General features: G+C 52.8%; 27 protein-coding genes. 15 read left to right on the top strand and 12 right to left on the bottom strand.

Annotated elements, in window-relative coordinates:
• Positions 1 to 220: 220 nt before the first annotated feature.
• Both fadD and rnd read left to right on the top strand, forming a co-directional pair.
• Complete coding sequence (gene fadD, locus KGP17_RS14420; protein WP_021806642.1) at positions 221 to 1,909, top strand: long-chain-fatty-acid--CoA ligase FadD; 1,689 nt, start codon at positions 221 to 223, stop codon at positions 1,907 to 1,909.
• An 89-nt stretch (positions 1,910 to 1,998) separates the two neighbouring features.
• A complete protein-coding gene (gene rnd, locus KGP17_RS14415; RefSeq protein WP_039996064.1) occupies positions 1,999 to 3,120 on the top strand; it encodes a ribonuclease D in 1,122 nt (373 codons plus the stop codon).
• 234 nt (positions 3,121 to 3,354) lie between these two features.
• Here the strand turns inward: rnd and minE are convergent, their stop codons facing one another.
• The 3 genes from minE to minC are packed head-to-tail and all read right to left on the bottom strand — an operon-like array spanning position 3,355 to position 5,158.
• Positions 3,355 to 3,624 carry a cell division topological specificity factor MinE gene (minE, locus tag KGP17_RS14410; RefSeq protein ID WP_021181173.1) on the bottom strand — a complete coding sequence of 90 codons (270 nt, stop codon included), beginning with the start codon at positions 3,622 to 3,624 and terminating at the stop codon, positions 3,355 to 3,357.
• Positions 3,625 to 3,627: 3 nt separating this feature from the next.
• Positions 3,628 to 4,440 carry a septum site-determining protein MinD gene (gene minD / locus KGP17_RS14405; RefSeq protein ID WP_021806640.1) on the bottom strand — a complete coding sequence of 271 codons (813 nt, stop codon included), beginning with the start codon at positions 4,438 to 4,440 and terminating at the stop codon, positions 3,628 to 3,630.
• A 25-nt stretch (positions 4,441 to 4,465) separates the two neighbouring features.
• Complete coding sequence (gene minC, locus KGP17_RS14400) at positions 4,466 to 5,158, bottom strand: septum site-determining protein MinC (protein WP_021806639.1); 693 nt, start codon at positions 5,156 to 5,158, stop codon at positions 4,466 to 4,468.
• Between the two features lie 135 nt (positions 5,159 to 5,293).
• Between minC and KGP17_RS14395 the strand changes: the two genes are divergently transcribed.
• The 4 genes from KGP17_RS14395 to KGP17_RS14380 all read left to right on the top strand — a co-directional run bounded on the left by KGP17_RS14395 (position 5,294) and on the right by KGP17_RS14380 (position 8,093).
• The gene (locus KGP17_RS14395; protein WP_021806638.1) at positions 5,294 to 5,566 is read left to right on the top strand and encodes a YcgL domain-containing protein; all 273 of its coding nucleotides are present in this window, start codon (positions 5,294 to 5,296) and stop codon (positions 5,564 to 5,566) included.
• Positions 5,567 to 5,653: 87 nt separating this feature from the next.
• On the top strand, positions 5,654 to 6,688 hold the full coding sequence (locus tag KGP17_RS14390) for a lytic transglycosylase domain-containing protein (protein WP_371822023.1): 1,035 nt from the start codon (positions 5,654 to 5,656) through the stop codon (positions 6,686 to 6,688).
• A gap of 89 nt (positions 6,689 to 6,777) precedes the next feature.
• Positions 6,778 to 7,434: a fumarylacetoacetate hydrolase family protein gene (locus tag KGP17_RS14385; RefSeq protein ID WP_223497790.1), complete on the top strand. Its 657-nt coding sequence runs from the start codon at positions 6,778 to 6,780 to the stop codon at positions 7,432 to 7,434.
• 212 nt (positions 7,435 to 7,646) lie between these two features.
• Entirely contained in the window at positions 7,647 to 8,093 is a 447-nt protein-coding gene (locus KGP17_RS14380; RefSeq protein ID WP_021181179.1) for a YcgN family cysteine cluster protein, read from the top strand.
• A 232-nt stretch (positions 8,094 to 8,325) separates the two neighbouring features.
• Here the strand turns inward: KGP17_RS14380 and KGP17_RS14375 are convergent, their stop codons facing one another.
• The 4 genes from KGP17_RS14375 to nhaB form a co-directional block, all read right to left on the bottom strand.
• Positions 8,326 to 8,763, bottom strand: coding sequence for a universal stress protein (locus KGP17_RS14375; RefSeq protein WP_094981347.1), 438 nt, complete (start codon positions 8,761 to 8,763; stop codon positions 8,326 to 8,328).
• Positions 8,764 to 8,903: 140 nt separating this feature from the next.
• Complete coding sequence (locus KGP17_RS14370; RefSeq protein ID WP_059200987.1) at positions 8,904 to 9,803, bottom strand: Kdo hydroxylase family protein; 900 nt, start codon at positions 9,801 to 9,803, stop codon at positions 8,904 to 8,906.
• 669 nt (positions 9,804 to 10,472) lie between these two features.
• Positions 10,473 to 11,003 (bottom strand): disulfide bond formation protein DsbB, encoded by a 531-nt coding sequence (gene dsbB, locus KGP17_RS14365; RefSeq protein WP_021181182.1) that lies wholly within the window; start codon positions 11,001 to 11,003, stop codon positions 10,473 to 10,475.
• Positions 11,004 to 11,125: 122 nt separating this feature from the next.
• A complete protein-coding gene (gene nhaB / locus KGP17_RS14360) occupies positions 11,126 to 12,700 on the bottom strand; it encodes a sodium/proton antiporter NhaB (RefSeq protein WP_021806634.1) in 1,575 nt (524 codons plus the stop codon).
• Between the two features lie 243 nt (positions 12,701 to 12,943).
• On the opposite strand from nhaB, the gene fadR reads away from it, so the two are divergent.
• Positions 12,944 to 13,663 (top strand): fatty acid metabolism transcriptional regulator FadR, encoded by a 720-nt coding sequence (gene fadR / locus KGP17_RS14355; protein ID WP_021181184.1) that lies wholly within the window; start codon positions 12,944 to 12,946, stop codon positions 13,661 to 13,663.
• Positions 13,664 to 13,730: 67 nt separating this feature from the next.
• Here fadR and KGP17_RS14350 read toward each other — a convergent pair whose 3' ends face one another.
• The gene (locus tag KGP17_RS14350; RefSeq protein WP_223497789.1) at positions 13,731 to 15,266 is read right to left on the bottom strand and encodes a SpoVR family protein; all 1,536 of its coding nucleotides are present in this window, start codon (positions 15,264 to 15,266) and stop codon (positions 13,731 to 13,733) included.
• Between the two features lie 526 nt (positions 15,267 to 15,792).
• Between KGP17_RS14350 and KGP17_RS14345 the strand changes: the two genes are divergently transcribed.
• Both KGP17_RS14345 and dadX read left to right on the top strand, forming a co-directional pair.
• A complete protein-coding gene (locus tag KGP17_RS14345; protein WP_179253518.1) occupies positions 15,793 to 17,097 on the top strand; it encodes a D-amino acid dehydrogenase in 1,305 nt (434 codons plus the stop codon).
• Between the two features lie 23 nt (positions 17,098 to 17,120).
• The gene (gene dadX, locus KGP17_RS14340; RefSeq protein ID WP_223497788.1) at positions 17,121 to 18,197 is read left to right on the top strand and encodes a catabolic alanine racemase DadX; all 1,077 of its coding nucleotides are present in this window, start codon (positions 17,121 to 17,123) and stop codon (positions 18,195 to 18,197) included.
• Between the two features lie 2 nt (positions 18,198 to 18,199).
• On the opposite strand, the gene KGP17_RS14335 is transcribed toward dadX, so the two are convergent.
• From KGP17_RS14335 to KGP17_RS14325, 3 genes are all read right to left on the bottom strand, one after another.
• A complete protein-coding gene (locus KGP17_RS14335) occupies positions 18,200 to 19,393 on the bottom strand; it encodes a multidrug effflux MFS transporter (protein ID WP_059200981.1) in 1,194 nt (397 codons plus the stop codon).
• A gap of 122 nt (positions 19,394 to 19,515) precedes the next feature.
• A complete protein-coding gene (locus tag KGP17_RS14330) occupies positions 19,516 to 20,076 on the bottom strand; it encodes a 3'-5' exonuclease (RefSeq protein ID WP_021181189.1) in 561 nt (186 codons plus the stop codon).
• Positions 20,077 to 20,371: 295 nt separating this feature from the next.
• A complete protein-coding gene (locus KGP17_RS14325; protein ID WP_037375999.1) occupies positions 20,372 to 20,854 on the bottom strand; it encodes a hypothetical protein in 483 nt (160 codons plus the stop codon).
• A 324-nt stretch (positions 20,855 to 21,178) separates the two neighbouring features.
• On the opposite strand from KGP17_RS14325, the gene KGP17_RS14320 reads away from it, so the two are divergent.
• Entirely contained in the window at positions 21,179 to 23,296 is a 2,118-nt protein-coding gene (locus KGP17_RS14320) for a TonB-dependent siderophore receptor (protein WP_223497787.1), read from the top strand.
• 45 nt (positions 23,297 to 23,341) lie between these two features.
• Here the strand turns inward: KGP17_RS14320 and KGP17_RS14315 are convergent, their stop codons facing one another.
• On the bottom strand, positions 23,342 to 23,518 hold the full coding sequence (locus KGP17_RS14315; RefSeq protein ID WP_021181193.1) for a GhoT/OrtT family toxin: 177 nt from the start codon (positions 23,516 to 23,518) through the stop codon (positions 23,342 to 23,344).
• Between the two features lie 358 nt (positions 23,519 to 23,876).
• Here KGP17_RS14315 and cspA point away from each other — a divergent pair, with 358 nt between their 5' ends.
• The 5 genes from cspA to KGP17_RS14290 all read left to right on the top strand — a co-directional run bounded on the left by cspA (position 23,877) and on the right by KGP17_RS14290 (position 26,686).
• The gene (cspA, locus tag KGP17_RS14310; protein WP_024485401.1) at positions 23,877 to 24,089 is read left to right on the top strand and encodes an RNA chaperone/antiterminator CspA; all 213 of its coding nucleotides are present in this window, start codon (positions 23,877 to 23,879) and stop codon (positions 24,087 to 24,089) included.
• A 413-nt stretch (positions 24,090 to 24,502) separates the two neighbouring features.
• Positions 24,503 to 25,063 carry a fasciclin domain-containing protein gene (locus KGP17_RS14305; protein ID WP_021181194.1) on the top strand — a complete coding sequence of 187 codons (561 nt, stop codon included), beginning with the start codon at positions 24,503 to 24,505 and terminating at the stop codon, positions 25,061 to 25,063.
• A gap of 60 nt (positions 25,064 to 25,123) precedes the next feature.
• Positions 25,124 to 25,678, top strand: coding sequence for a sigma-70 family RNA polymerase sigma factor (locus KGP17_RS14300; protein WP_021181195.1), 555 nt, complete (start codon positions 25,124 to 25,126; stop codon positions 25,676 to 25,678).
• Positions 25,675 to 26,337: an anti-sigma factor domain-containing protein gene (locus KGP17_RS14295; protein ID WP_223497786.1), complete on the top strand. Its 663-nt coding sequence runs from the start codon at positions 25,675 to 25,677 to the stop codon at positions 26,335 to 26,337. The genes KGP17_RS14300 and KGP17_RS14295 overlap by 4 nt, the downstream gene beginning before the upstream one ends.
• 97 nt (positions 26,338 to 26,434) lie before the next feature.
• Positions 26,435 to 26,686 (top strand): hypothetical protein, encoded by a 252-nt coding sequence (locus tag KGP17_RS14290; RefSeq protein WP_059200979.1) that lies wholly within the window; start codon positions 26,435 to 26,437, stop codon positions 26,684 to 26,686.
• Positions 26,687 to 26,723: the final 37 nt, after the last annotated feature.

Below are 26,723 nucleotides of genomic sequence, written 5' to 3'. Positions count from 1 at the left end.
CTGAGGCTTCGGCAAGTAGGATAGTTTTTATACTTTAGGGCGGCTTAATGGCCGCCTTAACTTTTTTTGTTGTGCGGTTGCGTCGGCAATTAGTGACGCACATCGCAACCTGAATATTGTTTAAAACCCAAACTGGTACGCTGAGTTAAAATATTGTTAAAGTTTGGCTGCAATTTTGGGGGCTACGATGATAATTAGTAATGATTTCAGGAGTAATAGCTTGGAAAAGGTCTGGTTAAAACGTTACCCGGCGGATGTTCCGGCAGAAATCGATGCCGATCAATACTCATCCCTGATCGAAATGTTTGAGAATGCGGTTGCCCGTTACGCGGATCAACCCGCCTTTATCAACATGGGTGAGGTGATGACCTTCCGCAAGCTGGAAGAGCGCAGCCGAGCATTTGCCGCCTACCTGCAAAACGAGTTGGGGCTGAAGAAGGGCGACCGTGTGGCGCTGATGATGCCCAACCTGTTGCAATACCCGATCGCTCTGTTCGGTATTTTGCGGGCGGGGATGGTGGTGGTTAACGTCAACCCGCTGTATACCCCTCGTGAGTTGGAACATCAACTGAACGACAGCGGTGCCAGCGCGATTGTCATCGTTTCCAATTTCGCCCACACCTTGGAAAAGGTGGTGTTCAAAACCCAGGTTAAACACGTCATTCTGACCCGCATGGGCGACCAGCTTTCTGCAGCCAAAGGCACGTTGGTCAACTTTGTGGTGAAGTACATCAAGCGGCTGGTGCCCAAATACGACCTGCCGGATGCCATCTCGTTTCGCAGCGCGTTGCAGCGTGGCCGCCGCCTGCAATACGTGAAGCCAGATATTATCAATACCGATCTGGCCTTCCTGCAGTATACCGGCGGCACTACCGGCGTGGCGAAAGGGGCTATGCTGACCCACCGCAACATGCAGGCCAATCTGGTACAGGCCAAAGCGGCTTATGTGCCGTTACTGCGTGAAGGGCAGGAGTTGGTGGTTACCGCCTTGCCGCTGTATCACATCTTTGCGTTGACGGTGAACTGCCTACTGTTTATCGAGTTGGGCGGCCGTAGCCTGCTGATCACCAACCCACGTGATATTCCGGGGCTGGTGAAGGAGCTGGCAAAATACCCGTTTAGCGCCATGACCGGGGTAAATACCCTGTTTAATGCGTTATTGAACAATGAAGATTTCCAGAAGCTGGACTTCTCCACGCTGCGGCTTTCCGTTGGCGGAGGGATGTCGGTGCAGAAATCGGTGGCGGAAAAGTGGGAAAAGCTGACCGGCCATCATTTGCTGGAAGGCTATGGGCTGACGGAGTGCTCTCCGCTAGTCTCTGGCAACCCGCATGATTTGAAACACTACAGCGGCAGCATCGGCCTGCCGGTGCCATCTACCGATATCCGTTTGGTGGATGATGAAGGCAAAGATGTGCCGGTCGGTCAACCCGGTGAACTTTGGGTTAAAGGGCCGCAAGTTATGTTAGGCTATTGGCAACGCCCTGACGCGACGGACGAAGTGTTGCGCGATGGCTGGCTGGCGACTGGGGATGTGGTTACCGTGGATGATGAGGGCTTTATCCGCATCGTTGACCGTAAGAAAGATATGATCCTGGTTTCTGGTTTTAACGTCTACCCGAACGAGATCGAAGAGATCGTTAGCCAGCACCCTAAAGTGCTGGAATGTGCGGCCATTGGGGTACCCAGCGATGCTTCGGGTGAAGCGGTGAAGATTTGTGTGGTGAAGAAAGATCAGACACTCACCAAAGAAGAGTTGCTAACCCATTGCCGTCGGCACCTGACAGGGTATAAAGTGCCAAAAATTGTTGAGTTCCGTGACGAGTTGCCGAAGTCGAACGTCGGCAAAATCTTACGACGGGAACTGCGTGACGAACAGAAAAAGCCCAAGGCTGACGATGCCGCCTAGGCCAATCGTTGCTCCCCTTTTCAACAGCGCCGGTGAATAAGCCGGCGTTGTTGTGTTTGAATCCTAAAAATGACCAAGAGAATGATGTTTTGAATTATCAGTTGATCACTACCGACGCCGGATTGCAGCAGGTCTGCGAGCAGGCAAGAAACTACGCCCAGGTGGCGCTGGATACCGAGTTCGTCCGCACGCGTACCTATTATCCGCAGTTAGGCCTGATCCAGTTATATGATGGTGAACAACTTTCCCTGATCGATCCTCTCCCCATCAAGCAGTGGCAACCCTTTATCGACCTGCTGGCCGATACCGCCGTCGTGAAATTCCTGCACGCTGGTAGTGAAGATCTTGAGGTGTTTCTGAACGCCTTCAAGACGCTGCCGACACCGATGGTCGATACCCAAATCCTGGCGGCCTTCAGCGGCCATACGCTGTCCTGTGGCTTTGCCAAGCTGGTGACGGAGTACATGAAGGTCGATCTCGATAAGAGTGAATCGCGTACCGACTGGTTGGCGCGGCCATTGACCGAGCGCCAATGCGTTTATGCCGCAGCTGATGTGTTCTACCTGTTGCCGATGGCCAAGCAACTGGTGCAGGAGACCGAGGAGGCGGGTTGGACCGCTGCAGCCGATAACGAGTGCCGTTTGCTCTGCCAACGGCGCAGTGAAGCGCTGGCGCCGGAATTGGCCTATCGCGAAATCACCAATGCCTGGCAGTTACGTCCGCGTCAGTTGGCTTGCCTGCAAAAACTGGCCGAGTGGCGTTTACGTCAGGCGCGTGAACGCGATCTGGCGGTGAACTTTGTCGTGCGTGAAGAGAACCTATGGGCCGTGGCGCGCTATATGCCGGGTTCGCTGGGTGAACTGGAGGCGCTGGGGCTGAGTGGTCCGGAGATCCGCTATCATGGTAAAACCCTGGTGGCGCTGGTGGCGGAGGCTAACGCTCTCGAAGAATCAGCCTTGCCAGCACCGTTGAGTAACCTGGTCGATCATCCTGGCTATAAGAAAGTGTTCAAGGAGATTAAGGCTGCCATTACGTTGGTAAGTGAGCAGAGTGGCCTTAGCGTCGAACTGCTAGCTTCGCGGCGGCAGATTAACCAGTTGCTGAATTGGCACTGGAAATTGAAAGAGAGCGAGTCACAGCCTGAGTTAATCAGTGGTTGGCGTGGTGAGCTATTGGCCGCGCCGTTGCAGGCGATCCTACAGGATTATTAATCGTTAAAGATCGGGCGGGGCAGTTTAAATCAAACTGTTCCGTTTTATCTCGCTAAAAATAAGGCGAAGAAAATATTAATCGCCAGCCTTCACCATAAAGAAAGTGGTGTCAAAAAGAACTGAGAGTCGTCTCAATAGTGCGGAGTTTTTATTTTTGCACGCGCGTTTATAACTGGACGAATATACAGTTACCCCCTGTATAAAAATATACAGGGGGCACTCATTGCATCGCAATCATTTAGGTGTTTCTTCCGATTCCGGTAGCGTCACGTTAAGTTCAAGTACCGAAATATCGTCCCCTTTCTGCTCGAATTGCACGTGCAGCATTTCGGGGTCGATCTGAATGTATTTACAAATTACCGCTAGAATATCGCGCTTTAAATCAGGCAGATAGTGGGGTTCGCTGTCCCCACGACGACGTTCTGCGACGATAATCTGTAGCCGTTCCTTGGCTACACTGGCTGTCGATTTTTTGCGGGACAGAAAGAAGTCTAACAGAGCCATGGTTTATCCCCCAAAAAGGCGTTTCAGGAAGCCCTTTTTCTCTTCTTCGATGAAGCGGAACGGGCGTTCTTCCCCTAACAGGCGGTGAACGGTATCGTCATAGGCCTTACCGGCATCGGACTCACTATCAAGAATAACAGGTTCACCCTGGTTAGAGGCACGTAATACCGACTGATCTTCCGGGATCACGCCAAGCAGCGGGATACGCAGGATTTCCAGCACGTCTTCCATGCTCAACATGTCGCCACGGCTGACGCGGCCCGGGTTGTAACGGGTTAGCAGCAGATGTTCCTTGATCGGGGATTCCCCTCTCTCGGCACGGCGCGATTTGGAAGCCAGAATGCCCAGGATACGGTCGGAGTCACGTACTGAAGACACTTCCGGGTTGGTGGTGATGATGGCTTCATCGGCAAAGTACAGCGCCATCAAGGCACCGGATTCGATCCCTGCAGGTGAGTCGCAAACCACAAATTCGAAGGCCATCTCGTCGAGATCGCTGAGTATTTTTTCCACGCCTTCACGGGTCAGGGCGTCTTTGTCACGGGTTTGCGAAGCGGGCAGAATGTAGAGGTTGTCGGTGCGCTTGTCTTTGATTAACGCCTGGTTCAGCGTGGCGTCACCTTGGATAACGTTCACGAAATCGTAAACGACCCGGCGTTCACACCCCATGATGAGGTCAAGATTACGCAGACCGATATCAAAGTCGATCACCACGGTTTTCTTGCCTTTCTGGGCCAAGCCGGTCGCAATGGCCGCACTTGATGTGGTCTTGCCAACGCCCCCTTTACCCGATGTAACAACAATAATGCGTGCCATGAAATGGATTCCTTGTCAAAAGGGCTTAATTTAAAGGTTGTATGGTTAAAGCATTATCCAACAGGCTGAGCCTTGCTGCCTGCCCGAGGTACTCGGACGGGATCTGATCGCTCAACCAGTACTGCCCTGCGATAGAGACTAGCTCAGCACCCAGGTGCGTGCAAAAAATCTGACACTGGGTATCGCCAGAGGCGCCAGCCAGTGCGCGGCCACGCATGCTACCGTAAATATGAATATTGCCGTCGGCAATCAGTTCTGCACCGGCGCTGACGCTGCTGGTGACGATCAAATCGCTGTTACGGGCGTAAATCTGTTGGCCTGAACGGACTGGAGTACTGATGATGCGCGTTTTGGCTGGGGCATTATCAGGGACCGGCGCAATCACCGGAGCCTGCGGGGCCGCCTTCTGGCCTTTGCCTTCATTGAGCAGTGGCAAACCGGCGCGGGCGATGGACCGCTTCTGCCGCTCATCTTTGCAACCGCTGATGCCGACCACGCGCAGCCCAGCCGCAGTGACCGCCCGTTGAATTTCTTTCCAGTCTGCGTCGCCGTTAAGCGTAGCAACATTAATAACAACAGGGGCATTTTTGAGAAAAGCGGGCGCTTGTTCCACCTTTTCTTGCAGTGCCTGGCGTATTACCTCGGGTTCGCAATTATGTAAATGAACCACCGATAGGGTAAAACTGCTGCCTTTTAGCTCAATTGGCGATTGTGACATCTATCCTGACTCAGTCTCAGCAACTTAAATCCCCGGAATACCACTCGGGGTGCGATATTCCGAAGTACTATAAGCATGTTATAGTCAGAGTTATATCCAGGCAAGACGCTGCCTCAATTAAATAGAGTTTTAAAAATGTTTTGTGTCATCTATAGAAGCGCCAAGCGCGATCAGACTTATCTTTATGTCGAAAAAAAAGACGATTTCTCTCGGGTGCCGGAAGATCTGATGAAAAGTTTTGGCACGCCGCAGTATGCCATGATGCTGTCGCTTGACGGGCGTAAGAAATTGGCTTCAGCGGATATCGAGAAGGTGAAAGAAGCCCTAAAGCAGGAAGGGTTTTATCTGCAGTTCCCACCGCCGGTGGAAAACCTATTAAACCTTCATTTGTCTGACGCCAACAAATAACCGGGCGTCGATTTTCAACCCTGTGTTAACGCCAGCTTTTAAGCACCATCTGCATCTGGCGGCAGGTCGTCACGGGTAGGGAAAATCATGAAGAAGATGTCGATGATGCTAACGCTGCTCCTTTTGGCTGGCTGCGTTAAACAGGTGGGGGCGGCTCCTGCGTCTGCACCTGTTGCACCGCCTGCCGGGAGTACGCTGGCCGAAACCGGGCGTGATCCCGCGGAGTTCCCGGCCTATGTGGAACAACTGAAGCGGCGGGCCATCAAGCAGGGTATCCCTGCGGCTACCGTTGAGGCTGCCTTTGCCAACGCGCATTTTGTCGATAGGGTGATTAATGCCGATCGCAATCAGTTGGAAAAGAAAATCACGCTGGATGATTACCTCAGCCGGGTGCTGCCTGCTTGGAAAATCCAGCGGGGCCGCGAGATGCGCCAGCAATATCAGCCACGGTTGGCGCGAGTGACTGCGCGCTATGGCGTCCCGGAGCAATATATTGTCGCGCTATGGGGTATGGAAAGCGCCTTTGGCAAGATACAGGGTAAGGAAGACGTTGTTTCTGCCCTGGCGACGCTGGCGTTTGAAGGCCGGCGCGAAGCGTTCTTTACCAAACAGCTGATGGCGGCCTTAAAGATTATTGACCAGGGCCACGTTGATGCGGGCAACCTGAAGGGATCCTGGGCGGGAGCGATGGGGCAGAGCCAGTTTATGCCAACCTCGTTTTTGACCTATGCCGCAGATGGGGATGACGACGGTAAAATCGATATCTGGAATAATCTCGACGATGTGTTTGCCTCTACCGCCAACTACCTGGCAACCGAAGGCTGGCAACCTGGGGTTGGTTGGGGTCGTGAAGTCAAACTGCCCGCGCAATTCAACGCTGAACAACTAGGGTTGAAAGACTCCCAGGGGCATAGCGAAGAGAAGTGGGCGGCCAAAGGGGTGGTGTTAGCAGAGGGTTCACCCTTGCCAGTCTCTGGCCTGCGTAGTTGGGTGATCGCTCCAGATGATATGCAAGGACGCGCATTCTTGGTTTATGATAACTTCCGTACTCTCATGCATTGGAATCGTTCGTATTATTTCGCGATCAGCGTGGGAATGATGGCCGACGGTATCGGTCAATAGGTCGGTAACTACCCGGTGCCTGGAATGGCACCCCGTATGTATCATGGGCTGAGGTTATCTGGCCCCTACACTGTGGTTGGAGAGGCGGTATGTATCAACATAGAGACTGGCAAGGAGCGTTGCTTGATTTCCCGGTAAGCAAAGTGGTTTGCGTAGGCAGCAACTACAGCGATCACATCAAGGAGATGGGGAGTGCAACCCCGTCTGAGCCGGTGTTGTTTATCAAACCTGAAACGGCATTGTGTGATATTCGTCAACCGGTAGCGATCCCCAAGGGGCTGGGGTCGATCCATCATGAAGTCGAGTTGGCGGTGCTGATTGGCACCCCGTTAAAGCAGGCCAATGAAGATCGCGTGGCCCGTGCCATTGCGGGGTATGGCGTGGCGCTGGACTTGACCTTGCGCGATCTGCAGGCCGGGTTCAAGAAGGCGGGTCAACCTTGGGAAAAAGCCAAGGCATTTGATGGCTCCTGCCCGATCTCCGGTTTTATTCCGGTGGCTGAATTTGGCGATCCGCAAAATGCCGAGCTGTCTTTGTCGATCAATGACGAACTGCGTCAGCAGGGCAATACCCGTGATATGATCAATCCCATTTTGCCGCTGATCGCCTATATGAGCCGTTTCTTCACGCTGCGTGCGGGCGACATCATTCTGACCGGGACTCCTCAAGGAGTCGGGCCAATGGTTTCTGGCGATATGCTGAAAATCTCGCTTAACGGTAAGACCCTCAGCACCCGAGTGATTTAATCCCGCTTTATTTTTCTGCCTGCCGGGCCTTCCGGGTGTTGCAGGCAGAAACCTCTTTGGTCACTTACACTGTTATTATCCACGTTGGATGTCGTTGCGGCAGGCAGGGGCAGCCGGGGAAACGTTTCCTTTTGCGCTGAGTGTCTATATAGTGTGCCCCCTTGAACCTGCTTGCAGGTGGTTTGTTCATTTACCTATTTTCGGAAGTCGATATGTCACAACTCCCTTTTTGGCAACAGAAGACGCTGGACGAAATGTCTGAGGCAGAGTGGGAATCGCTGTGCGACGGATGTGGGCAATGCTGTTTGAACAAGCTGATCGATGAAGATACCGATGAGATTTACTTCACCAACGTGGCCTGCGATCAGCTCAATATCAAATCCTGCCAGTGCCGCAACTACGAGCGCCGCTTTGAGCTGGAAGAAGACTGCATCAAGCTGACGCGCGAAAACCTCACCACGTTCGACTGGCTACCGCCAACCTGCGCCTATCGCCTGATCGGCGAGGGCAAACCCTTGTTCGACTGGCACCCGTTGGTCAGCGGATCAAAAGCGGCAATGCACGGTGAGCGTATTACCGTACGTCATATCGCGGTGCGTGAAAGCGAAGTCGTGGATTGGCAGGACCATATCCTCAACAAACCTAGCTGGGCCAGGTAAGTGGCTGCTATAACCAGAAACTGTGGCCAAATAATTACGCTTGTCACCGCAACACCGTAAGCTAAGTCAGGAGGGAGGCATGCAGGTTAGCCGACCGTTGAGCGCATGGACGCGCGATACGAGCCTCCAGGGATGGATTCACGGCGTGTCGGCGTTCTGCATGGCTCCCTCCTGTAGCACTATTACGTACAGCTACGTATTACTAGCGCTTTTTAGAACGTAGTCTGCGGCCTTATCGCACCACCAGGACCGAGGTTTTGGCATATCTGACGACCGATGACGCCGTTGTGCCAAGCAAGAAGGTAGTGATACTAGGCCTTCGCGAACCGACAACGATCAAATCGGCGTTGATCTCATCGGCAAAATTCAAAATCCGATCCCGTGGCGCGCCGATCTCTACCGAACAGTGCACTCGGCCTTCCGGAATATCAAAAGCAGTAACGGCTTTCTTTAACTCCGCCAGTGCAATCTGTATCCGCTCATCATCGCTGGGCAGCAACCGCTCGGGGTGCGATAGCCCATATTCATAATAAGAGAGCATAGGGGAGAGGACGGCGAAAAAATGGATATGCGGGTAGTCGATGTTTGCCAGTGAATTAATCGTGGGAATGACTTTCTGTGTTAACTCGATTTCAGCCAAATCAATGGGCGCTAAGATAGTCTTGTACATACAACCTCCATAATGAGTAGGTGATGTGCATACTACTGCGCGATTAATATACCAAATTTGCTGCCCAAATGGGGTGACACAGATCGAAGTTATGGCCGATCCAGCGAAAAACCCGCGGATCGGCTGAAAAGTCAGGCTTTCTATATCAATGGCTTGTGTAACAACGCTTGCAAGACGTTCAGCGGCGCATGCTGCGGGGTTTTCATGGCGCTCACCGGTAAAATAAAGGTCTGTTCCAGCATATACTGCCCGGCCATGGCGGCATGGGGAGTTTGATCGGAAAAACAGATCCAGCTGCTTCCTGGGGGGAATTCAACCGCCTGCTGGGGGCCGCTTTCCTGATAGTCTTTATCTGCCTTCATCGCATCGTGCATTTGCAGCATCAGATGATCGTAGTGACTACGGCGCGTTTTGGTAATACCCACTTTATCCTGCAACCAACTGGCAAAGGGCGAATAACGCTTCAGGCGTGGCAGAAAACGTTGCGCCAGCTCAGGGAACGGCTCCCCGACGCGCCACTGGCGGCTTTCACCATGAGGGTTGATATTGGTGAAGATGCGTAAAATACGGTTGCCATAATTGGGGCGAGAAGGGAACGCATCGACATGCAGGCGGCGGTCGTCCTTGCGCCATGAAGTCGAGGCTGTCCATGCAGAGATCGGGTGCAGACGCAGGCTATTGGTGGGCATTTGCACTGCGTGCCGATATTCGGGCAGGACGGAATTGATCAAATGCTGGCAGGCTTGATAGTGCCGAGCCATTAATTTATGTACCGCTTCGCGTTTGGCCTCAAGGGCAACCCCTGTCAGCTTTTGCTGTTCAGGCTGATAGCTAATATTCTTGCGTTTGGGATCGACCAACTCTGGAGTGAGTAAGGTTTTTTCCGCGTCGGTCAGATTAAAGGCCAGATGAGGGAAATAGAGTACCTTGCCGCTTTCCAACTCGGCTACGGCATCCAAAGTAGCAGAATAGGTGGCATTCCAGTCTAAATAGGGCAGCGTCGTGATGGCCGATTGCAGATTGATTTTATTTTCTAACATAGTGATCCCTTGATCAAAATACTCTGTCTATTTTTTTGGCTGCGACTGTTCAGTGTTTGAGCGCCTGCTGCCCTGATAGACGTAGGCGTTTTATCATGCAGAGCATAGCCGAAATCGTGTGCTAACCGGGCGGTCAGGTTAAACAAAAGTTAAACGAGGGAGGAAATAAATCAGGGTGGATGAGGGGAGTGGCTTATATATGTCATCATTTTATTAGTACCCGCCCTAAAGTATTAATACGGTGAATGAAAAACGGCCAATCAGTGATTAAGTGTAGCCAATATATCTGTGCTTGAAAGGGATGAATTACCAAAGATTGAACGCTATATCGGCGGGGAATCGCAACAAAACTTAATGTTATGTAAATTACGACGTAATCGCCTGGTGTACGCTTCTTTTTAAACAAAATCTTAGGTAGCTTGTCGGCACCTCCGCCTATGATGAGAATGTGATGATGAAGATGGTACGCCTGTTTGCCGTGGCCGGAGTACTGATCGTGCTCGTGTATTACTTTACCCATACTTGATGTTGCTTACCCACCACACACGATGCCATTGATTATCCAAACGGCCGCAGCATGCAGCGGCCCTACTCGGTAAGCCTGGTGATAGGGTGTCAGTAGCAACAAAAAACGGCGCCCTTAGGCGCCGTTTTTGCGATGTTCTAGCGTTAGCGGCCAAACAGATCGCGTTTACGTTGGCGGACAAATTGGCTGAGCAGAACCACAATCCCGATCAGCAAATAGGCAGCAAAAATCCCCACCAACCATTGTGGCATTTCCAACGACAGGAACTGCCACTGACGCACCGAGCAGTCACCGGACGCGTGGAACACCGCTGGCGCCCATTTGTCTAGTGGCAGCCAGGAAGGGAAGCTGACAAAGAAATCACAGGTATTAAACGGCGATGGATGCAGCTGGATCATAGTGTGTTTCCAGGCTAACTGCAGGCCTTCCCAGGCGCTGTATATCCACAACAGGATCGCCACATAGCGTAGCGGCGACTTCGGTGCCAATGCACCAAGCAGCGACGCTCCCAAAATCCCGAATAGCGCGACGCGTTCGTAGATACACATTACGCAAGGCTGTAACAGCATCACGTGCTGAAAATAGAGGGCGGCCAACTCCAGTACCAATGCAGTCAGAGCCAACAACAGCCAAGCACCGCGCCCCTGCGAGCAGCGGTTAAAGAATTGCAACATATCTATATTCTTCCATGCAGTAAGCAATTGAACCGGCAGTGTAAACCAATTCATCCCCGCTGCCAGCTATCTAACGACGATTCAGTGAAAAATATCGTCGTTTGCGGGGACGGTTATGGTGGCTAATGTGCAGCGATTGGGGCCGTTGCGTCAAGCGGTAGCGGCATTAGCCACTGCCATTGGGTAAACAGGTCCGTTACCGGTGCCAGAGTATGCTGCACACACAGCAGGCCAACCAGGGTCAGCACCACCGTGTAAGGCAATGCCATCCAGACCATGCGGCCATAAGACAGACGTACCAACGGTGCCAGAGCAGAGGTCAGCAGGAACAGGAAAGCAGCCTGCCCGTTGGGTGTAGCCACCGAAGGCAGATTGGTGCCGGTGTTAATCGCTACCGCCAACAGTTCGAACTGTTGCAGAGAAATTGCTCCTTCCGCCAATGCTGCCCGAGCTTCGTTAATGTAAACCGTACCGACAAAAACGTTATCAGAAACGGAAGAGAGCAGACCGTTGAACAGATAAAACAGGGAAAGCTGTGAGCTCGGCGGTGCCTGTAGCACATAGTGGATCACCGGAGTAAACAGCTGCTGTTCAATGATCACTGCCACAACGGTGAAGAACACCGTCAGCAGCGCGGTAAAGGGCAGGGCTTCCTGGAAAGCCTTGCCGATCGCATGCTCATCGGTTACGCCGCACAGTGAGGTCGCCAAAATGATCACCGAGAGGCCAATCAGCCCCACTTCCGCCAGGTGGAAGGCCAAGGCAATCACCAACCAGAGGCCGATTAACGCCTGTACCACCAACTTCATTTTTTCCTGGCGGCTACGCTTGGCCGTTGCCTGGCGATCGAACTCTTTCAGTACGCTACGCACCTGATCCGGCAGTTTGGTGCCGTAGCCAAAAACTGCAAAACGTTCAACCAGCAGGCAAACCAACAGACCGCAAATAAACACCGGCAGCGTGACGGGGGTCATACGCAGGAAAAATTCGCCAAAGCCCCACCCGGCGCTTTTGGCGATGATCAGGTTCTGCGGCTCGCCCACCATGGTCATCACGCCCCCGAGAGCGGTGCCCACGCCGGCATGCATCAGCAGGCTGCGCAGAAAGCCACGGAACTGTTCCAGCGTCTGTTTATGGTCGGCATCTTCCAGGCGGCTATCGTCACTAATATCGGTCTTCTGATTGGAGGCGACGTTATGGTAGATAGAATAAAAACCTGTGCCGACGCTAATCACCACCGCTACCACGGTCAGGGCATCCAGGAAGGCAGAAAGCAGTGCCGCGGCAACGCAGAAGGACAGCGATAGCAGCATCTTTGAGCGGATGTTCAGCAGCAGTTTGGTAAATACAAACAGCAGCAACTGCTTCATAAAGTAGATGCCTGCCACCATAAACACCAGCAGCAATAACACCTCAAGATTACTGGCAATTTCCGCGCTGACGTGTGCGGGGCTGGTCATGCCGATCAACACTGCCTCAATGGCCAGTAGTCCACCGGGCTGTAACGGGTAGCATTTTAGCGCCATAGCCAGCGTAAAGATGAACTCGATAACCAGTAACCAGCCCGCCACGAAAGGGCTGACCAGGAAAAACACCAAGGGATTGATCACCAGAAAACTGATGATAGCCAGTTTGTACCAATCGGGGGACGCCCCGAGAAAGTTCTTTACCAATGCCGAGCGTATTGTCATATCCATGCTTGTTTTTGCGAAACCTCAAAGTGAGTTGGCTCGTCATACCCTAACAACGGCAGTGGGCCTGATGCAAATAAGGAAGTCCTAATAGACTGAAATTTCGGCGAAGTGGTTTTTTTCATCTTTTTGCCAGCTTATGCACACTTTCGTTTAATGTTTTTGGCTCGCGCTATGTGATGCCCCGGCGATCTGGTATGATCTGCCGATTACAATTACTGATTATCGTCGTTACGGAACATCAAACACATGGTTATAAAGGCGCAGAGTCCTGCCGGTTTCGCGGAAGAGTATATTATTGAAAGTATTTGGAATAACCGCTTCCCTCCCGGCTCTATTTTGCCCGCGGAACGTGAGCTTTCAGAACTGATTGGCGTCACGCGCACCACATTACGTGAGGTTCTGCAGCGACTGGCCCGTGATGGCTGGCTGACTATTCAGCACGGCAAACCGACCAAAGTGAACAATTTTTGGGAAACTTCCGGCCTTAATATTCTGGAAACCCTGGCCCGGCTCGATCACAACAGCGTACCGCAGCTGATCGATAATCTGCTGTCGGTGCGGACCAATATTGCCTCGATCTTTATCCGTGCGGCGGTGCGTAACCACCCGGAGCAGGCGCAGGAAGTGTTGGCGAAAGCGGCGCTGGTTGACGATCAGGCGGATGCTTTCAACCAGCTCGACTATGAAATTTTCCGTGGCTTGGCCTTTGCCTCGGGCAACCCGATTTACGGCCTGATCCTCAATGGGTTGAAAGGGCTGTATACCCGCGTTGGCCGTTATTACTTCTCCAACCCGGAAGCGCGCAAACTCGCACTGACCTTCTACAACAAACTGTCTAGCCTGTGTCATGAGAAGATGTACGATCAGGTGATGGATTGCGTGCGTAACTACGGTAAAGAGAGCGGGGCTATTTGGCAGAGTATGCAGGGCACTATGCCAAGCGATCTGACAGAAGCGCGTCGTTAATTCGCGTCATTCCCGTAATCAGTTAGTTGAAGGGGCGCTGTATGCGCCCCTTTGTCATATTGCAGCCTTATAACGCGTTGGGCCTTGGTGGGCAGCGGTCCAGCAACTCAACGCTGCCATCTTCGTTTTGCTGCTCCAGAATAATGTCGAACCCCCACAGACGATGCAGATGCTTCATCACCTCACGGCGGCTTTTATCCAATGGCGCCCGGTCCTGCGGAATATAGCGCAGCGTTAATGAACGGTCGCCACGCAGATCCACATTCCAGACCTGAATATTGGGCTCGTGGTTACTCAGGTTGTACTGAGCCGACAGCTCCTGGCGTATCGCGCGGTAGCCCGCTTCGTTATGGATCGCTGAAATCTCCAGGTAATTATTGCGATCGTCATCCAGCACGGTAAACAAGCGGAAATCACGCATCACCTTCGGTGACAGGAACTGGCTGATAAAGCTCTCATCCTTGAAGTCACGCATGGCGAAGTGCAGGGTATCCAACCAGTCTTTGCCGGCGAAATCCGGGAACCAGTAGCGATCTTCCTCGGTCGGCGACTGGCAGATCCGTTTGATGTCCTGGAACATGGCAAAGCCAAGCGCGTACGGGTTGATGCCGCTGTAGTATTGGCTGTTGTAAGATGGCTGGTAGACCACATTGGTATGGCTGTGCAAGAACTCGAGCATAAAGCGATCCGTCACGCGCCCTTCGTCGTACAGGTGGTTAAGGATGCTGTAGTGCCAGAAGGTGGCCCAGCCCTCGTTCATCACCTGCGTCTGTTTTTGCGGGTAGAAATACTGGCTTACCTTACGCACGATGCGCAGCACTTCACGCTGCCAGGATTCCAGCAACGGGGCGTTTTTCTCCATAAAGTAGAGAATGTTTTCCTGCGGCTCCCGCGGAAAACGCACGGCCTGTTCCGGCAGGGCTTCGCGATCGACTCGCGGCAAGGTTTTCCACAGCGAGTTGACCTGGCTTTGCAGATACTCCTCACGACTCTTTTGGCGGGCTTTTTCTTCCACCAGCGAGATTTTTTGTGGCCGTTTGTAGCGATCGACCCCGTAATTCATCAGCGCATGGCAGGAGTCCAACAGCTTTTCTACCTCTTCCACGCCATAGCGTTCCTCACACTCGCTGATGTAATGGCGGGCAAACAGCAGATAATCGACAATCGAACTGGCGTCGGTCCAACTGCGGAATAGATAGTTATTTTTGAAAAACGAGTTGTGCCCATAGCAGGCATGAGCCATAACCAGTGCCTGCATGGTGATGGTGTTTTCTTCCATCAGATAGGCAATACACGGGTTGGAGTTGATCACGATCTCATAGGCCAACCCCTGCTGGCCATGCTTATAGCGCTGCTCGGTTTCGATGAACTTTTTACCGAATGACCAGTGGGTATAGTTGATCGGCATCCCGACGCTGGAATAGGCATCCATCATCTGCTCGGAGGTAATGACCTCGATCTGATGCGGATAGGTGTCGAGCCGGTAATGTTTGGCAACCCGGTCGATCTGTTCCAGATACACCTGCAACAGGTCGAATGTCCAGTCCGGTCCATCGCTCAGACGTTTATCTTCCTTAACCTTTTTCTGTGTCGAAGTAGTCATCAGCGCACCCTCGTTATGAACGGCGTCGGCTCTTTTGGCAGACCCTTTAACAATGATAGTCCAAGTCGTAATAAATCGTTTGAAATCATCCGTGCTGAGTACTGATAACCACTTGCGGTTGCTACGCGTAAACCAGCTTTGCGGCCTGTGGTGGCACTCAACCAGGCATTCGAACCGCGAGGCAGAGGAAACTGATGCCCAATGGGGATGGTTGGAATTATTAACCTGCAATATTTAATTAAACAGATTTATGTTCCAAATTGGGTGGGTTGTCAATCCCGGTGCCACTGGCGATTTTCGCTGATGTGTTTGGGGGCCGAATAGCCTGTTTTATCGGCAAAATGCGCTTTAACAGTATCTTATCGTTATTTTATGTCCGCTATTGCCAAAGCCGGGCGCATCAACGATAAAATAATTGTGAATATTGTCACGATTAATAAACGATTTGTTGAGTAGTTTTTTCCACTGAGTTAATTTCCTGTTATTGGTAGATTGTGCTTTATCGATCCTTGGGCTGGAGTCAGCGATGAGAGTGGTTATTTTAGGTAGCGGAGTGGTAGGGGTTGCCAGTGCCTGGTACTTGGCAAAAGCGGGTCATGAGGTGACGGTGATCGATCGTCAACCCGGGCCAGCCTTGGAAACCAGTGCGGCCAATGCCGGGCAAATATCTCCGGGTTACGCCGCACCTTGGGCAGCACCTGGGGTACCGTTGAAGGCGATTAAATGGATGTTCCAGCGTCACGCGCCGTTAGCAGTCCGCCTCGACGGCAGCAGTTTCCAACTGCGCTGGATGTGGCAGATGCTGAAAAACTGCGATACTGCCCACTATATGACTAACAAAGGCCGTATGGTACGTCTGGCGGAATATAGCCGCGACTGCATTAAAGCCCTGCGCCAGGAAACCGGCATCCAGTATGAAGGCCGTCAAGGCGGCACGCTGCAACTGTTCCGCACCCAGCAGCAGTTTGACAGCGCGGCCAAGGACATTGCCGTGCTGGAGGATGCCGGGGTGCCTTACAAACTGCTGGAGGCCAGCCAGTTGGCGACGGTCGAACCGGCGTTGTCGCAGGTTGCCCATAAGCTTACCGGCGGTTTACAACTGCCGAATGATGAAACCGGGGACTGCCAACTGTTCACCCAGCAGTTGGCCAAGCTGGCGCAGCAGGCCGGAGTCAACTTCCTGTTTAACCGCAACGTTGAACGTTTGCTGGTGGAAGGAGATAAAATTACCGGCGTGCAGTGTGATGGTGAAACCATGACTGCCGATAGCTATGTTGTGGCGTTCGGTGCCTATTCTACCGCACTACTGCGCGATCTGGTGTCCATTCCGGTTTATCCGTTGAAAGGTTACTCATTAACCATCCCGATAACCGATGAAGCGGCAGCGCCGTTCTCTACCGTGCTGGACGAAACCTATAAAATTGCCATTACTCGCTTCGATAAGCGCATCCGCGTGGGCGGTATGGCGGAGATTGTTGGCTTCAATACCCAGTTGGAGCAGAAGCGGCGTGAAACGCTGGAAATGGTGGTACGCGATCTATACCCGAACGGTGGGCGAGTTGAAGAGGCCACATTCTGGACGGGGCTGCGCCCGATGACGCCAGATGGCACGCCGATTGTGGGGCGCACCCCGCTGAAAAATCTCTATTTGAATACCGGCCATGGCACCTTGGGTTGGACGATGGCCTGCGGCTCCGGCCAGTTGCTTGCCGACTTGATCTCTGGGGTTACCCCGGCCATTGCTTCAGACGATCTGGCGGTGGCGCGTTACCGCGCAGACTTTCGGCAGGGGCCTGTTGTTCCATTGAATGACGTGCACCCGGCACGCTGAAACCCAATCTGATAGGAGAGCCCATGCCTCGCCCGATTACCGCTACGCTGCATTTGGCCGCGTTGACCAATAACCTGCAGGTAGTTCGTCGTTTTGCACCTTCGGCTAAAATCTGGGCCGTTGTCAAGGCCAACGCTTATGGCCATGGTTTGCAGCACGTCTGGCGCAGCCTGGCCGAGAATAGCGATGGTTTTGCCTTGCTCGATCTGAACGAGGCAGTGTTACTACGCGAATCTGGCTGGCAGGGGCCGATTCTGTTGCTGGAGGGCTTTTTCCAGCCCGCAGACCTTATGCTGATCGATCGTTACCGGTTAACCACGGCGGTGAACAGCGACTGGCAACTACAGGCGATTGCCGAAGCGCGTTTACAGGCCCCTTTGGATGTTTATCTCAAGTTGAACAGTGGGATGAACCGCCTAGGGTTTGCCCCGGAGCGGTTGCACAGTGCTTGGTTAACTGCAAAGGAGTTGCACAATATTGGTTCGATAACGCTAATGAGCCACTTTGCCACCGCCGACGGTCCTGAAGGCGTAACGGAACAGATGGCCGTAATTGACCGCGCCACTGCTGCGATTGATCTGCCGCGTTGTCTGGCCAACTCGGCGGCCACCTTGTGGCACCCGCAGACGCAGGCGGAATGGGTGAGGCCGGGGGTTATACTTTATGGCGCATCACCCAGCGGCAACTGGCAGGACATCGCCGACACTGGTTTGCAACCGGCGATGACGCTGAGCAGCAAAATCATTGGCATCCAACAGTTGCAAGCGGGAGATCGGGTGGGGTATGGCTGGCGTTATGCCTCTGGTGGGGCGCAGCGTATCGGCGTCGTGGCCTGTGGTTATGCGGACGGCTACCCTCGCCATGCGCCCACCGGCACTCCGGTCTGGGTGGACGGTGTTCTGACGCATACGGTAGGTTCGGTTTCCATGGATATGATGACGGTGGATCTGACACCGTGCCCGCAGGCAACTATTGGTACTGACGTCGAACTGTGGGGGAGGCATCTGCACGTCGATGATGTGGCTGCCGCAGCCGGAACCTTGGGTTACGAGCTGCTGACAGCCTTGGCGGCACGGGTGCCTATTGTTATTGAGAAATAAGCTCAGCCGATTTTTTTCAACTGCCCTTTGATTTGCTTGCTGCGCTGCCGTGCGTGTAGCGCCAGCAGGCAACCTACCAACATCACCAACGCCAGCGACAGTTTCGGCTGCAGCGGCAACGCCATCGCGATCAGGCCCAGCGCGGCCCCTCCGGCCATCTGAATAAAACCTACCAGTGCTGAAGCCACGCCCGCTTCGTTAGAGTAAGGCTCCAACGCATAGCTAGTTGACGGCCCCATGACAAAAGCCAATCCGGCACAGGCGCAGGCCACGGGCAGGATATAAGCCAACCAATGGCTTTGTGCAGCTTCACCCAGTAGTGCCACCCCCAACACTAAAGCGAGACAGCCTAACCCCATCAGTATGCCGCCGGTCGCCAGGCAGAAAGGGCGGCCAATCTTGTGAATGATGCGGTTGGCGACAAAGCTGACCAGCATGATCCAGAAACCGTTGGCACCAAATACCAAAGAGAACTGCAGCGGTGATAGCCCGGCGGTGCCCATCAGCACGTTAGGTGCCAATGAAACATAAGTTAGCGCCATCCCCATCGCCCCGGCGTTGACCACTGCAAAGGAGATAAACCGGCGATCGCCAAGAATGCGCAGATACTGGCGTACCGGCAGCCCTTTGACGGCAACGGTAGTAGCGGGGCGGGTTTCCGGCAGGAAGAAGATGACCAGCAATAATACCACCGCGGCATAACCGACCAGGAACCAGAATGGGGCGCGCCAGCCGAAGGCTTCTGCCAACAAACCACCGAGCAGCGGGGCCAGTGCAGGAATGATATTCAGCGTGCCGTTGAGAAAACCGAAAGCGCGTGCGGCGTCATCGCCATTCATCCGATCGCGCACGCCACTGAATGCTACAACGGCGGTACAGCAAACGGCCACGCCTTGCATCAGGCGTGAAGCGACAAAGATTTCTGCCGTTGTCGCCAGCGCAGCCATGGCTGCGCCCACCATATAAATCAGGATCCCGGCGATAGCCACAGGCTTACGACCGTAATTATCCACCAGTGGACCGGCGATCACCTGGCCAAGACCCAACACCAGAATAAACAGCGAAATGGTGGATTGGATCAAGGCTTCGCTGCTGTTAAGGCCCAGGGCAATGGCAGGAATGGTGGGCAGATAGAGATCGATTCCCAGAGGGCCGAGCAACACCAGGCTAAGCAGGAGAAAGAGAAATTTTTGCATAACAAAAATGGCACATCCGAATGACAAAGAGAACTAGAGTAGAGATCCCAACCGCAAATGGGAAGCGATAACGTATTGATGACAGACAGGAAACCGTTTGCGCTTGATTTGACCTGGCGCGATCATTTTGCCGCGGGCTGGCGGTAATAAAGCGCTGAAATGGTATCTGCAACGTAGCGCGCCTGGTGTTTGGCATCATCCAGCGCCCGGTGTGGTGTGCCTTCAAACGGACGCTGTTTCTTGGGGTTGAAACCATGCAACTCTGCCAGCGTAATGATAGTGCGGGCGTCTTGGGTATCCCAGAACTTCCAGGGGCAGGGCATTGCCAACTGGTGGTAGGCATGTTCCAGGATCGAGCAGTCAAACTCTTTGCCATTGCCCCAGACTTTCACCGTATCGGTGCTGTGCATATGAATAAAACGGCTCAGGTTGGTCAAGACCCGCTTGAGACTTTCGCTGCCCCCGAAGGCCAGTTTACGAGCTTCGTCTGACTGTTTTGCCCACCAGGCCACGGTATCCAGGCTGATTGTCCGACCCGGTTGTTCCTGCTGGCTGTTCACTGCCGCTTCAAATTCTGCTCCTAACTCACCGGTCTTGGGGTTAAAAAACACCCCGGCAACCACCAGGATCACCGCGCTCGGGGTAATATCCAGCGTTTCAATATCTAGCATCAAATGGTTCATGGGGTCTCCAGGCTGAACAAGTTCGTGATGGTACTGCATACAGTCTGGCAGAATATCCAGTGACTTTGAAATAGGCGAAAACGGTCTGATCACGGTATGATGACTTTAGTCATGTTGCAGAGTTGGTAGCTAGCGTTGAGAACACTTATTTTTATTCTATGTATGATCGGCTATCTGCTGGTATTAGGCTATTTTGGCGTTTACGTTACCGATAAAATCTGCGAAAACGCGCAAAACTTAAGTAAACTTTGCCGTATGGTGGATATCTCTGAACCTCACATCCCACCGTCATCCGTCACCCCAGATAGTCGCGGGTGACTAATAGCGTCAATATCGCCGTTATCCCGATTAACACGGCCCATTGGCGCCATCCAAAGCGCGCCAACCATTCCTGTTGCACCTGGTTAGCGTTGAATTGCCTAACGGTTAGGGTACCAGCCAGTAACATTGTCATGACGACCCAAACCAGGCTCAGGCTGGCGGCGGAGAACTCAGTGTGCAAGATATTGGCGTAATACAGGCGCATGGACATAAAGTAGATCAGCAATACCCAACTGAACCCTCTTCGTTTCTTCAGGATCTGGCTGAGCAGAAAAGCGATAAACAGGCTATGAGCCATGGAGATTAACGGTGATTCAAAGGGGTGGCGAACGCAAGTGTTGTATACCGCCAGATAGAGATTAAAGACCAGTAACGCATACACCGTATAAACATACCAGCCATAGACCACTTTCAGTCTTCTGGAGGGGGCTGAGATGGGATTTGCTGTTTGAGTCATGCACTCTCCTTGAGTTATCCAGATTTATAGCATTTAAAAGCTAAATGAAAACTAAACGGCTCAGGAGCATAACCTGCTGAGAAAAAGGTTTTTTTCAAGATGACGTACCAATCATAAGCCAATAAACCCGCCTGAAACGCCCAGCACCAGAGTGTATTTTGCTACTTGAATTCATTGATGGTAAAGATAATAATTATCATTGTTATTAGTATTTGTTATCTAACAACATCTGAGCACCGTGACTTCTGTTCGCCAAACTGGCCAGCGTTGCCAGCGCGGTGCGTTTTCGGTGCAATTTCAATGGATCCCATGGGGAATACAGGTATGCCTGCGTTTTTTCCTGCCAGTCGTTCTTATCTTTACTGCTCGTTAGCGATTTTCCTGCCACTGACCTCATTTGCTGAAGATACCCTCGTGGTAACGGCAAAACCCGCCGATACGGCGGAAACGGCAACGCATGGCTATGAGGCCAGCACCAGCCAGGGGGCCACTAAAACGGATCGGCCCCTGATACTCACTGCGCAATCCGTCTCCGTAGTAACACGCCAACAGATGAGCGACCAAGGGGCTTTGACGGTTAACGATGCGCTGAAATATACCCCAGGCGTATTCACTAACTTCTCTGGTGGCGCGACGCGTTACGATACTATCGCTCTGCGCGGTTTCCACGGTGGCGACGTCAATAACACCTTCCTGAACGGCCTACGACTGCTTAGCGACGGCGGCAGTTATAACGCTTTGCAGGTCGACCCTTGGTTCCTGGAACGCATTGACGTGATTAAGGGCCCGTCCTCCGTGATGTATGGGCAAAGCATCCCTGGTGGGTTGGTGGCGATGACCAGCAAACGGCCGCAGTTTGCCAGTGAAAACCACGTCAATGTGATGGCGGGTAACAACAATACCAAAGGCGGTGCATTTGATTCGACGGGGGCACTGAGCGATCGGTGGGCATACCGTTTGACCGGCATTACCCGCACCAGTGACACCATGTATGACCATCAGCGTGAAGAGCGCTATGCGATTTCGCCTTCGTTGCTGTGGCAACCGGATGAAAATACCTCATTATTGTTGCAGGCCAATCTGCAAAAAGATCCTTCCGGTGGCTACCACAGCGCGGTGCCGTCAGACGGCAGCATATATACCACCAGTGGGGACAAGCTGGGCCGGGGATTTTTTGACGGGGAAAGCAGCCGCAATGTGTTCAAACGTTGGCAGCAAATCTACAGTTATGACTTCTCGCATAGTTTTAACGACGTCTGGTCATTCCGTCAAAACGCCAGCTACACCCACTCCAACGTTGAGCAGGAGCAGGTTTACCAGATTGGCTGGAACGCCGACCGCAGCGAGTTGAACCGTTGGTACAGCGGCTCCAATACGTCGTTGGATGCTTATGCCGTGGATAACCAACTGGCGGCGGAGTTCGCGACGGGTGCGTTGGAACACAAGGTGATGCTGGGGCTGGATTATCAACGTTTTACCAATAATCTGTGGGAAGAGTCTGGCTCGGCCACGCCGTTGAACCCGTTCACCGGCGTTTCCGGCGGGCCAGATATCGCTATTCTCAGCCATACCGATTCTAAACGGCGTTATGAGCAGACCGGCGTCTATCTGCAGGACGAAGTCAGCCTCTATAACTTGTATCTCAATCTTTCCGGGCGCGTTGACCGTTTGGAAACCAAGAATACCGTGCTGAATACCGATTCTACCGATGCCCGTACTGACGACCACTTTACGGGCCGAGCCTCTTTGCTGTACCACTTTGACAGCGGTTTCTCGCCGTATATGAGTTACAGCTCCGCGGTGACACCAGCGGTCCTGGCCGATAAAGAGGGGCATCTGCTCAAACCGACCACCAGCGAGCAATATGAGGCCGGGCTGAAGTATCAGCCTCCTGGTAGCAGCTCGATCTACAGCATTGCCCTCTACGATCTGACGCAGAATGACGTAGCCAACCGCGTGGTGAAGGACAGCTACTATGTGCCTGCCGGTAAGGTACATTCACAAGGGATTGAACTGGAGGCCCGTAGCCAAGTGAGCGAGCGCCTGAATGTCATTGCCGGTTACAGCTACAACAAAGTGAAATTCAAAGACGCCGTTGACGGTAACGATGGCAATACGCCATACCTGGCGCCTAATCAGATGGCTTCTTTATGGGGGCAGTACAAGGCTGGGCTGGGTATCAATCTGGGGGCTGGCGTGCGTTATATTGGCAAACAGTGGGCGGATAATGAGAATACTCTGCGTATTCCTTCGGTCACGCTGCTGGATGCTTCGGTGCGCATGGATCTGGACAGCGTAAAACCGTCGTTGATAGGGGCTTACGTGCAGCTGAACGCCAATAACCTGACGGACAGGGAATATGTTGCTGGTTGCTATGGTACTGGCTACTGCTATTGGGGAGCGGGGCGTTCAGTTATCGCTACCGTGGGGTATGACTTTTAACGGTTAAACCGTACTCATCCCGCTGAACGTTAGCGGGATGGGGTGCTAAAACAGCGAAAACAACAGCACCACGGGCAGGCTGAGTGGCCAGGTCAGGCCGATAATCAGCGCACTGAGCAGGCGGATGGGGAGGGTATCGCGGCTGACCAGAAAAGTGACAATCATCGAAACCAACAGGCCAATAAAATAAACGTATTGCGTGACTTCCCACAGCGATAACATGAAAATCATCCCGGTAATTTTTTCCGCTCATTTTAGGCGGCTCCCTGCAAGTAATCAATGTGTTAATGCGGTGTAAAAGGGTGGAAGGAGTGTCTTGTCGCACGGCTGAAAGAGCGCCTTATCGAAATTAATTATAAATAGCCCTTGCTAATAACTCTGGGTTATGAGTAAATAGCGTCATCGGTTTGAAGTACAGACCTTATGAAAGCAGTTTTAGTAAAGTAGTTCTCAGTATTAGCGATATCCGACAGATACCTCTTCTTCCGCGAATTTCCTTCTAGTGCCCCCATAAGTTTCCACTGAATTGCAGACCTCATTCGCCATTATGGCGGCCTAAAAAATAATGAAGGAAGTATCTATGTCTAATAAAATGACTGGTTTAGTAAAATGGTTTGACGCTGGTAAAGGTTTTGGTTTCATTTCTCCTGCTGATGGCAGCAAAGACGTGTTCGTACACTTCTCTGCAATCCAGGGTAATGATTACAAGACGCTTGATGAAGGCCAGCAGGTCGAATTCAGCATCGAAAATGGCGCCAAAGGCCCATCAGCGGTTAACGTTACAGCAATGTAATGTGACTCGGTAGTGTGGTTGAAACTTGCAATAGCGATGATGGTGTAGACCGGAGCAGACAAGCGATATCGACACTACCACATCAATCCCGGCCCGGTGCCGGGGTTGAATATATCCTCCTTGCCATGAGGGTAGACAGAAAAGCCCATTTCACCAAAGTTTGCTTTTCTGTTGTGAAAAGGCCGTGCTTAGGCTGTGCAATGCTGGAGTGTTCGATGGACGCTTGCGCCGCATCATGACAGCCGGGAAAGCGACCGGCACTACTTTTAACCCTGGCGTTTACGCCGGGGTTTTTTACATCCAGTTTCCCCGCTCGAAAAATATTTTTCAGATTACTGCATCCAATATTCTCGTTCACTACGTATATGGCTATGTGAGGACATCTTCCCACATCACCCTTCGAGGATATAACCATGAAAAAGCTTCTCTGTACTGCCCTGTGTTCATCACTGTTGTTCAGTAGCGTCTCAATGGCTGCCATGATGTCCGATACGGTAATGGTGGGCGGTGCCGCCATGTACCCCAGCAAAAATATTGTCGAGAATGCCCTCAATTCCAAAGATCACACCACGCTGGTTGCTGCGGTGAAGGCGGCTGGCCTGGTTGACACTCTGCAAGGCGCAGGTCCGTTTACGGTGTTTGCTCCGACTAATGAAGCCTTTGCCAAACTGCCTGCCGGGACGGTCGATACCTTGCTCAAACCTGAGAATAAGGCGGCGCTGACCGGCGTGTTGACCTACCATGTGGTTGCCGGCCGCTATGATATGAAACAGCTGGAGAAGAAAATCAAGGAAGGGCACGGCACGGCCGAGCTGAAAACGGTCAATGGCCAACCTCTGTGGATTATGAATAATGGCCCCCACAATATTCAGCTCAAAGATGGCCAAGGTCATATTGCCAACATCAGCACCTATGATGTCTATCAGAAAAATGGCGTGATCAACGTTATCGATAGCGTTCTGTTGCCAAAATAAATCCCGTCTATACTAGGTGCAGGCTGCCAAAAGGCTGCCCGCACCTTGATAGGACAGGACATGACCAAAGCACTTCCCGAACAGCATGTCGAATTGATGCAGGCCGTTGCGCTTGGCGACCGCAACGCATTTGAACAACTTTATCGGCAGACCTCGCCGCGCTTGTTTGCCGTTGCTCTGCGTTTACTGCGCCGTCAATCCTGGGCCGAAGAGGTGCTGCACGAAAGCTTTATCAGCGTGTGGAATCGCGCTGCCAGCTATGACCCCAATCTCAGTTCCCCTTTGACCTGGCTGACGCACATTGTGCGCAACAAGGCTATTGATTGGTTGCGCAGTGCTGGAGGCCGGGCGGGGCAAACGGAAGAGGAGTGGCTGGATGACCTGGGGGCGAGCACGGAAGAACCAGCTAGTCAGTTGCTGCTGGGTGAGGAGGCTGGAAAGCTGGCCGAGTGCCTGAATCATCTGAACGTTGAACAACGTCAGAGCATTGTGTTGGCTTACTACCAAGGCATGTCTCATGGCGAGGTTTCGGCACATCTGCAACAACCGCTTGGCACGATCAAAAGCTGGATCCGCCGGGCACTGGATCATTTGAAAAACTGTGTGGGCCTATGAAAAGCAAAGGTGAGTATGACTCGGCGTTAGCCGCAGAATATGCCTTGGGCACGTTGCGCGGGCCTGCGCGGTTGAACTTTGAACAGCGTATCCAGCGGGAGCCGACGCTGGCCGCCTTGGTGGCACGTTGGCAAACGCTGCTGGCTCCGTTGGATCTGGCATTGACCCCGGTATTGCCACCGGAACGCGTGTGGAAAAAGATCCAACTCAGTTTGCCCATTAAGGCAGTGCCACGGCGTAAACGCTGGGACTACCTTGGCTGGGCGCTAGCTGCCGGTTTGGCCGCGTTGTTGCTGGTGCCACGCTTTATCACTCAGCCGCAGGATTTTGCTCCGGCAGTGGTGCTCAATGCAGGTCAGCAGGGCAGTGGGCAATGGATTGTCAGCATGGACAGTGGCAAACGCCATCTGAGACTGACCCCGCTTAACCCGCAAACGTTAGCCGTAGCCAATAGCCTGCAACTGTGGGCGATCCCGCCGGGTGAAAAGCCGCGTTCCTTAGGGTTGGTTGCTGCAGAGAAGCCGACCGAGCTGGCAGTGAACTCGATGACGCTGGCGCAGGGCATGACCATTGCCATCAGCCTCGAGCCAGCGGGTGGCTCACCTACAGGGCTTCCTACCGGTCCGGTGCTGTACAGCGGCCAGTTAACTTCGCTCTGATCTGATTGATATTCCTGCCGATGATTTTTCGCTGAAGGCGACGATAATCCCATTTACGACCATACTAAAGTTATCAACCATCGTTACCGGTGACTTTATGATATGGATCGAGCAAGGGTTGTACTTGAGAGTGGTGCAGATGGAAAATGCACCCAAGCCTTATCCGTTGGATAGCGGATTCAGCCCGTATACGGCCTATCGTGCATTGGGGATGTATAATCCTTCGGAAACCGCCGATGCTTATTTCATCCTCTCGAACGATCGCGATGAGATCTGGTTTATCTGCAACCGCCATCTTAGGACGGTGGGCCTGTTCCCTGATATCCACGATTTTAGGTATTTGTTGTGATATCGAAACATCTTCGCCTTATGGCTGCCTGAACCAT

The sequence above is a fragment of the Serratia sp. JSRIV001 genome (genome assembly GCF_019968745.1).
Lineage (GTDB): Bacteria > Pseudomonadota > Gammaproteobacteria > Enterobacterales > Enterobacteriaceae > Chania > Chania fonticola_B.
This window is presented reverse-complemented; position numbering and strand designations above follow the sequence as displayed.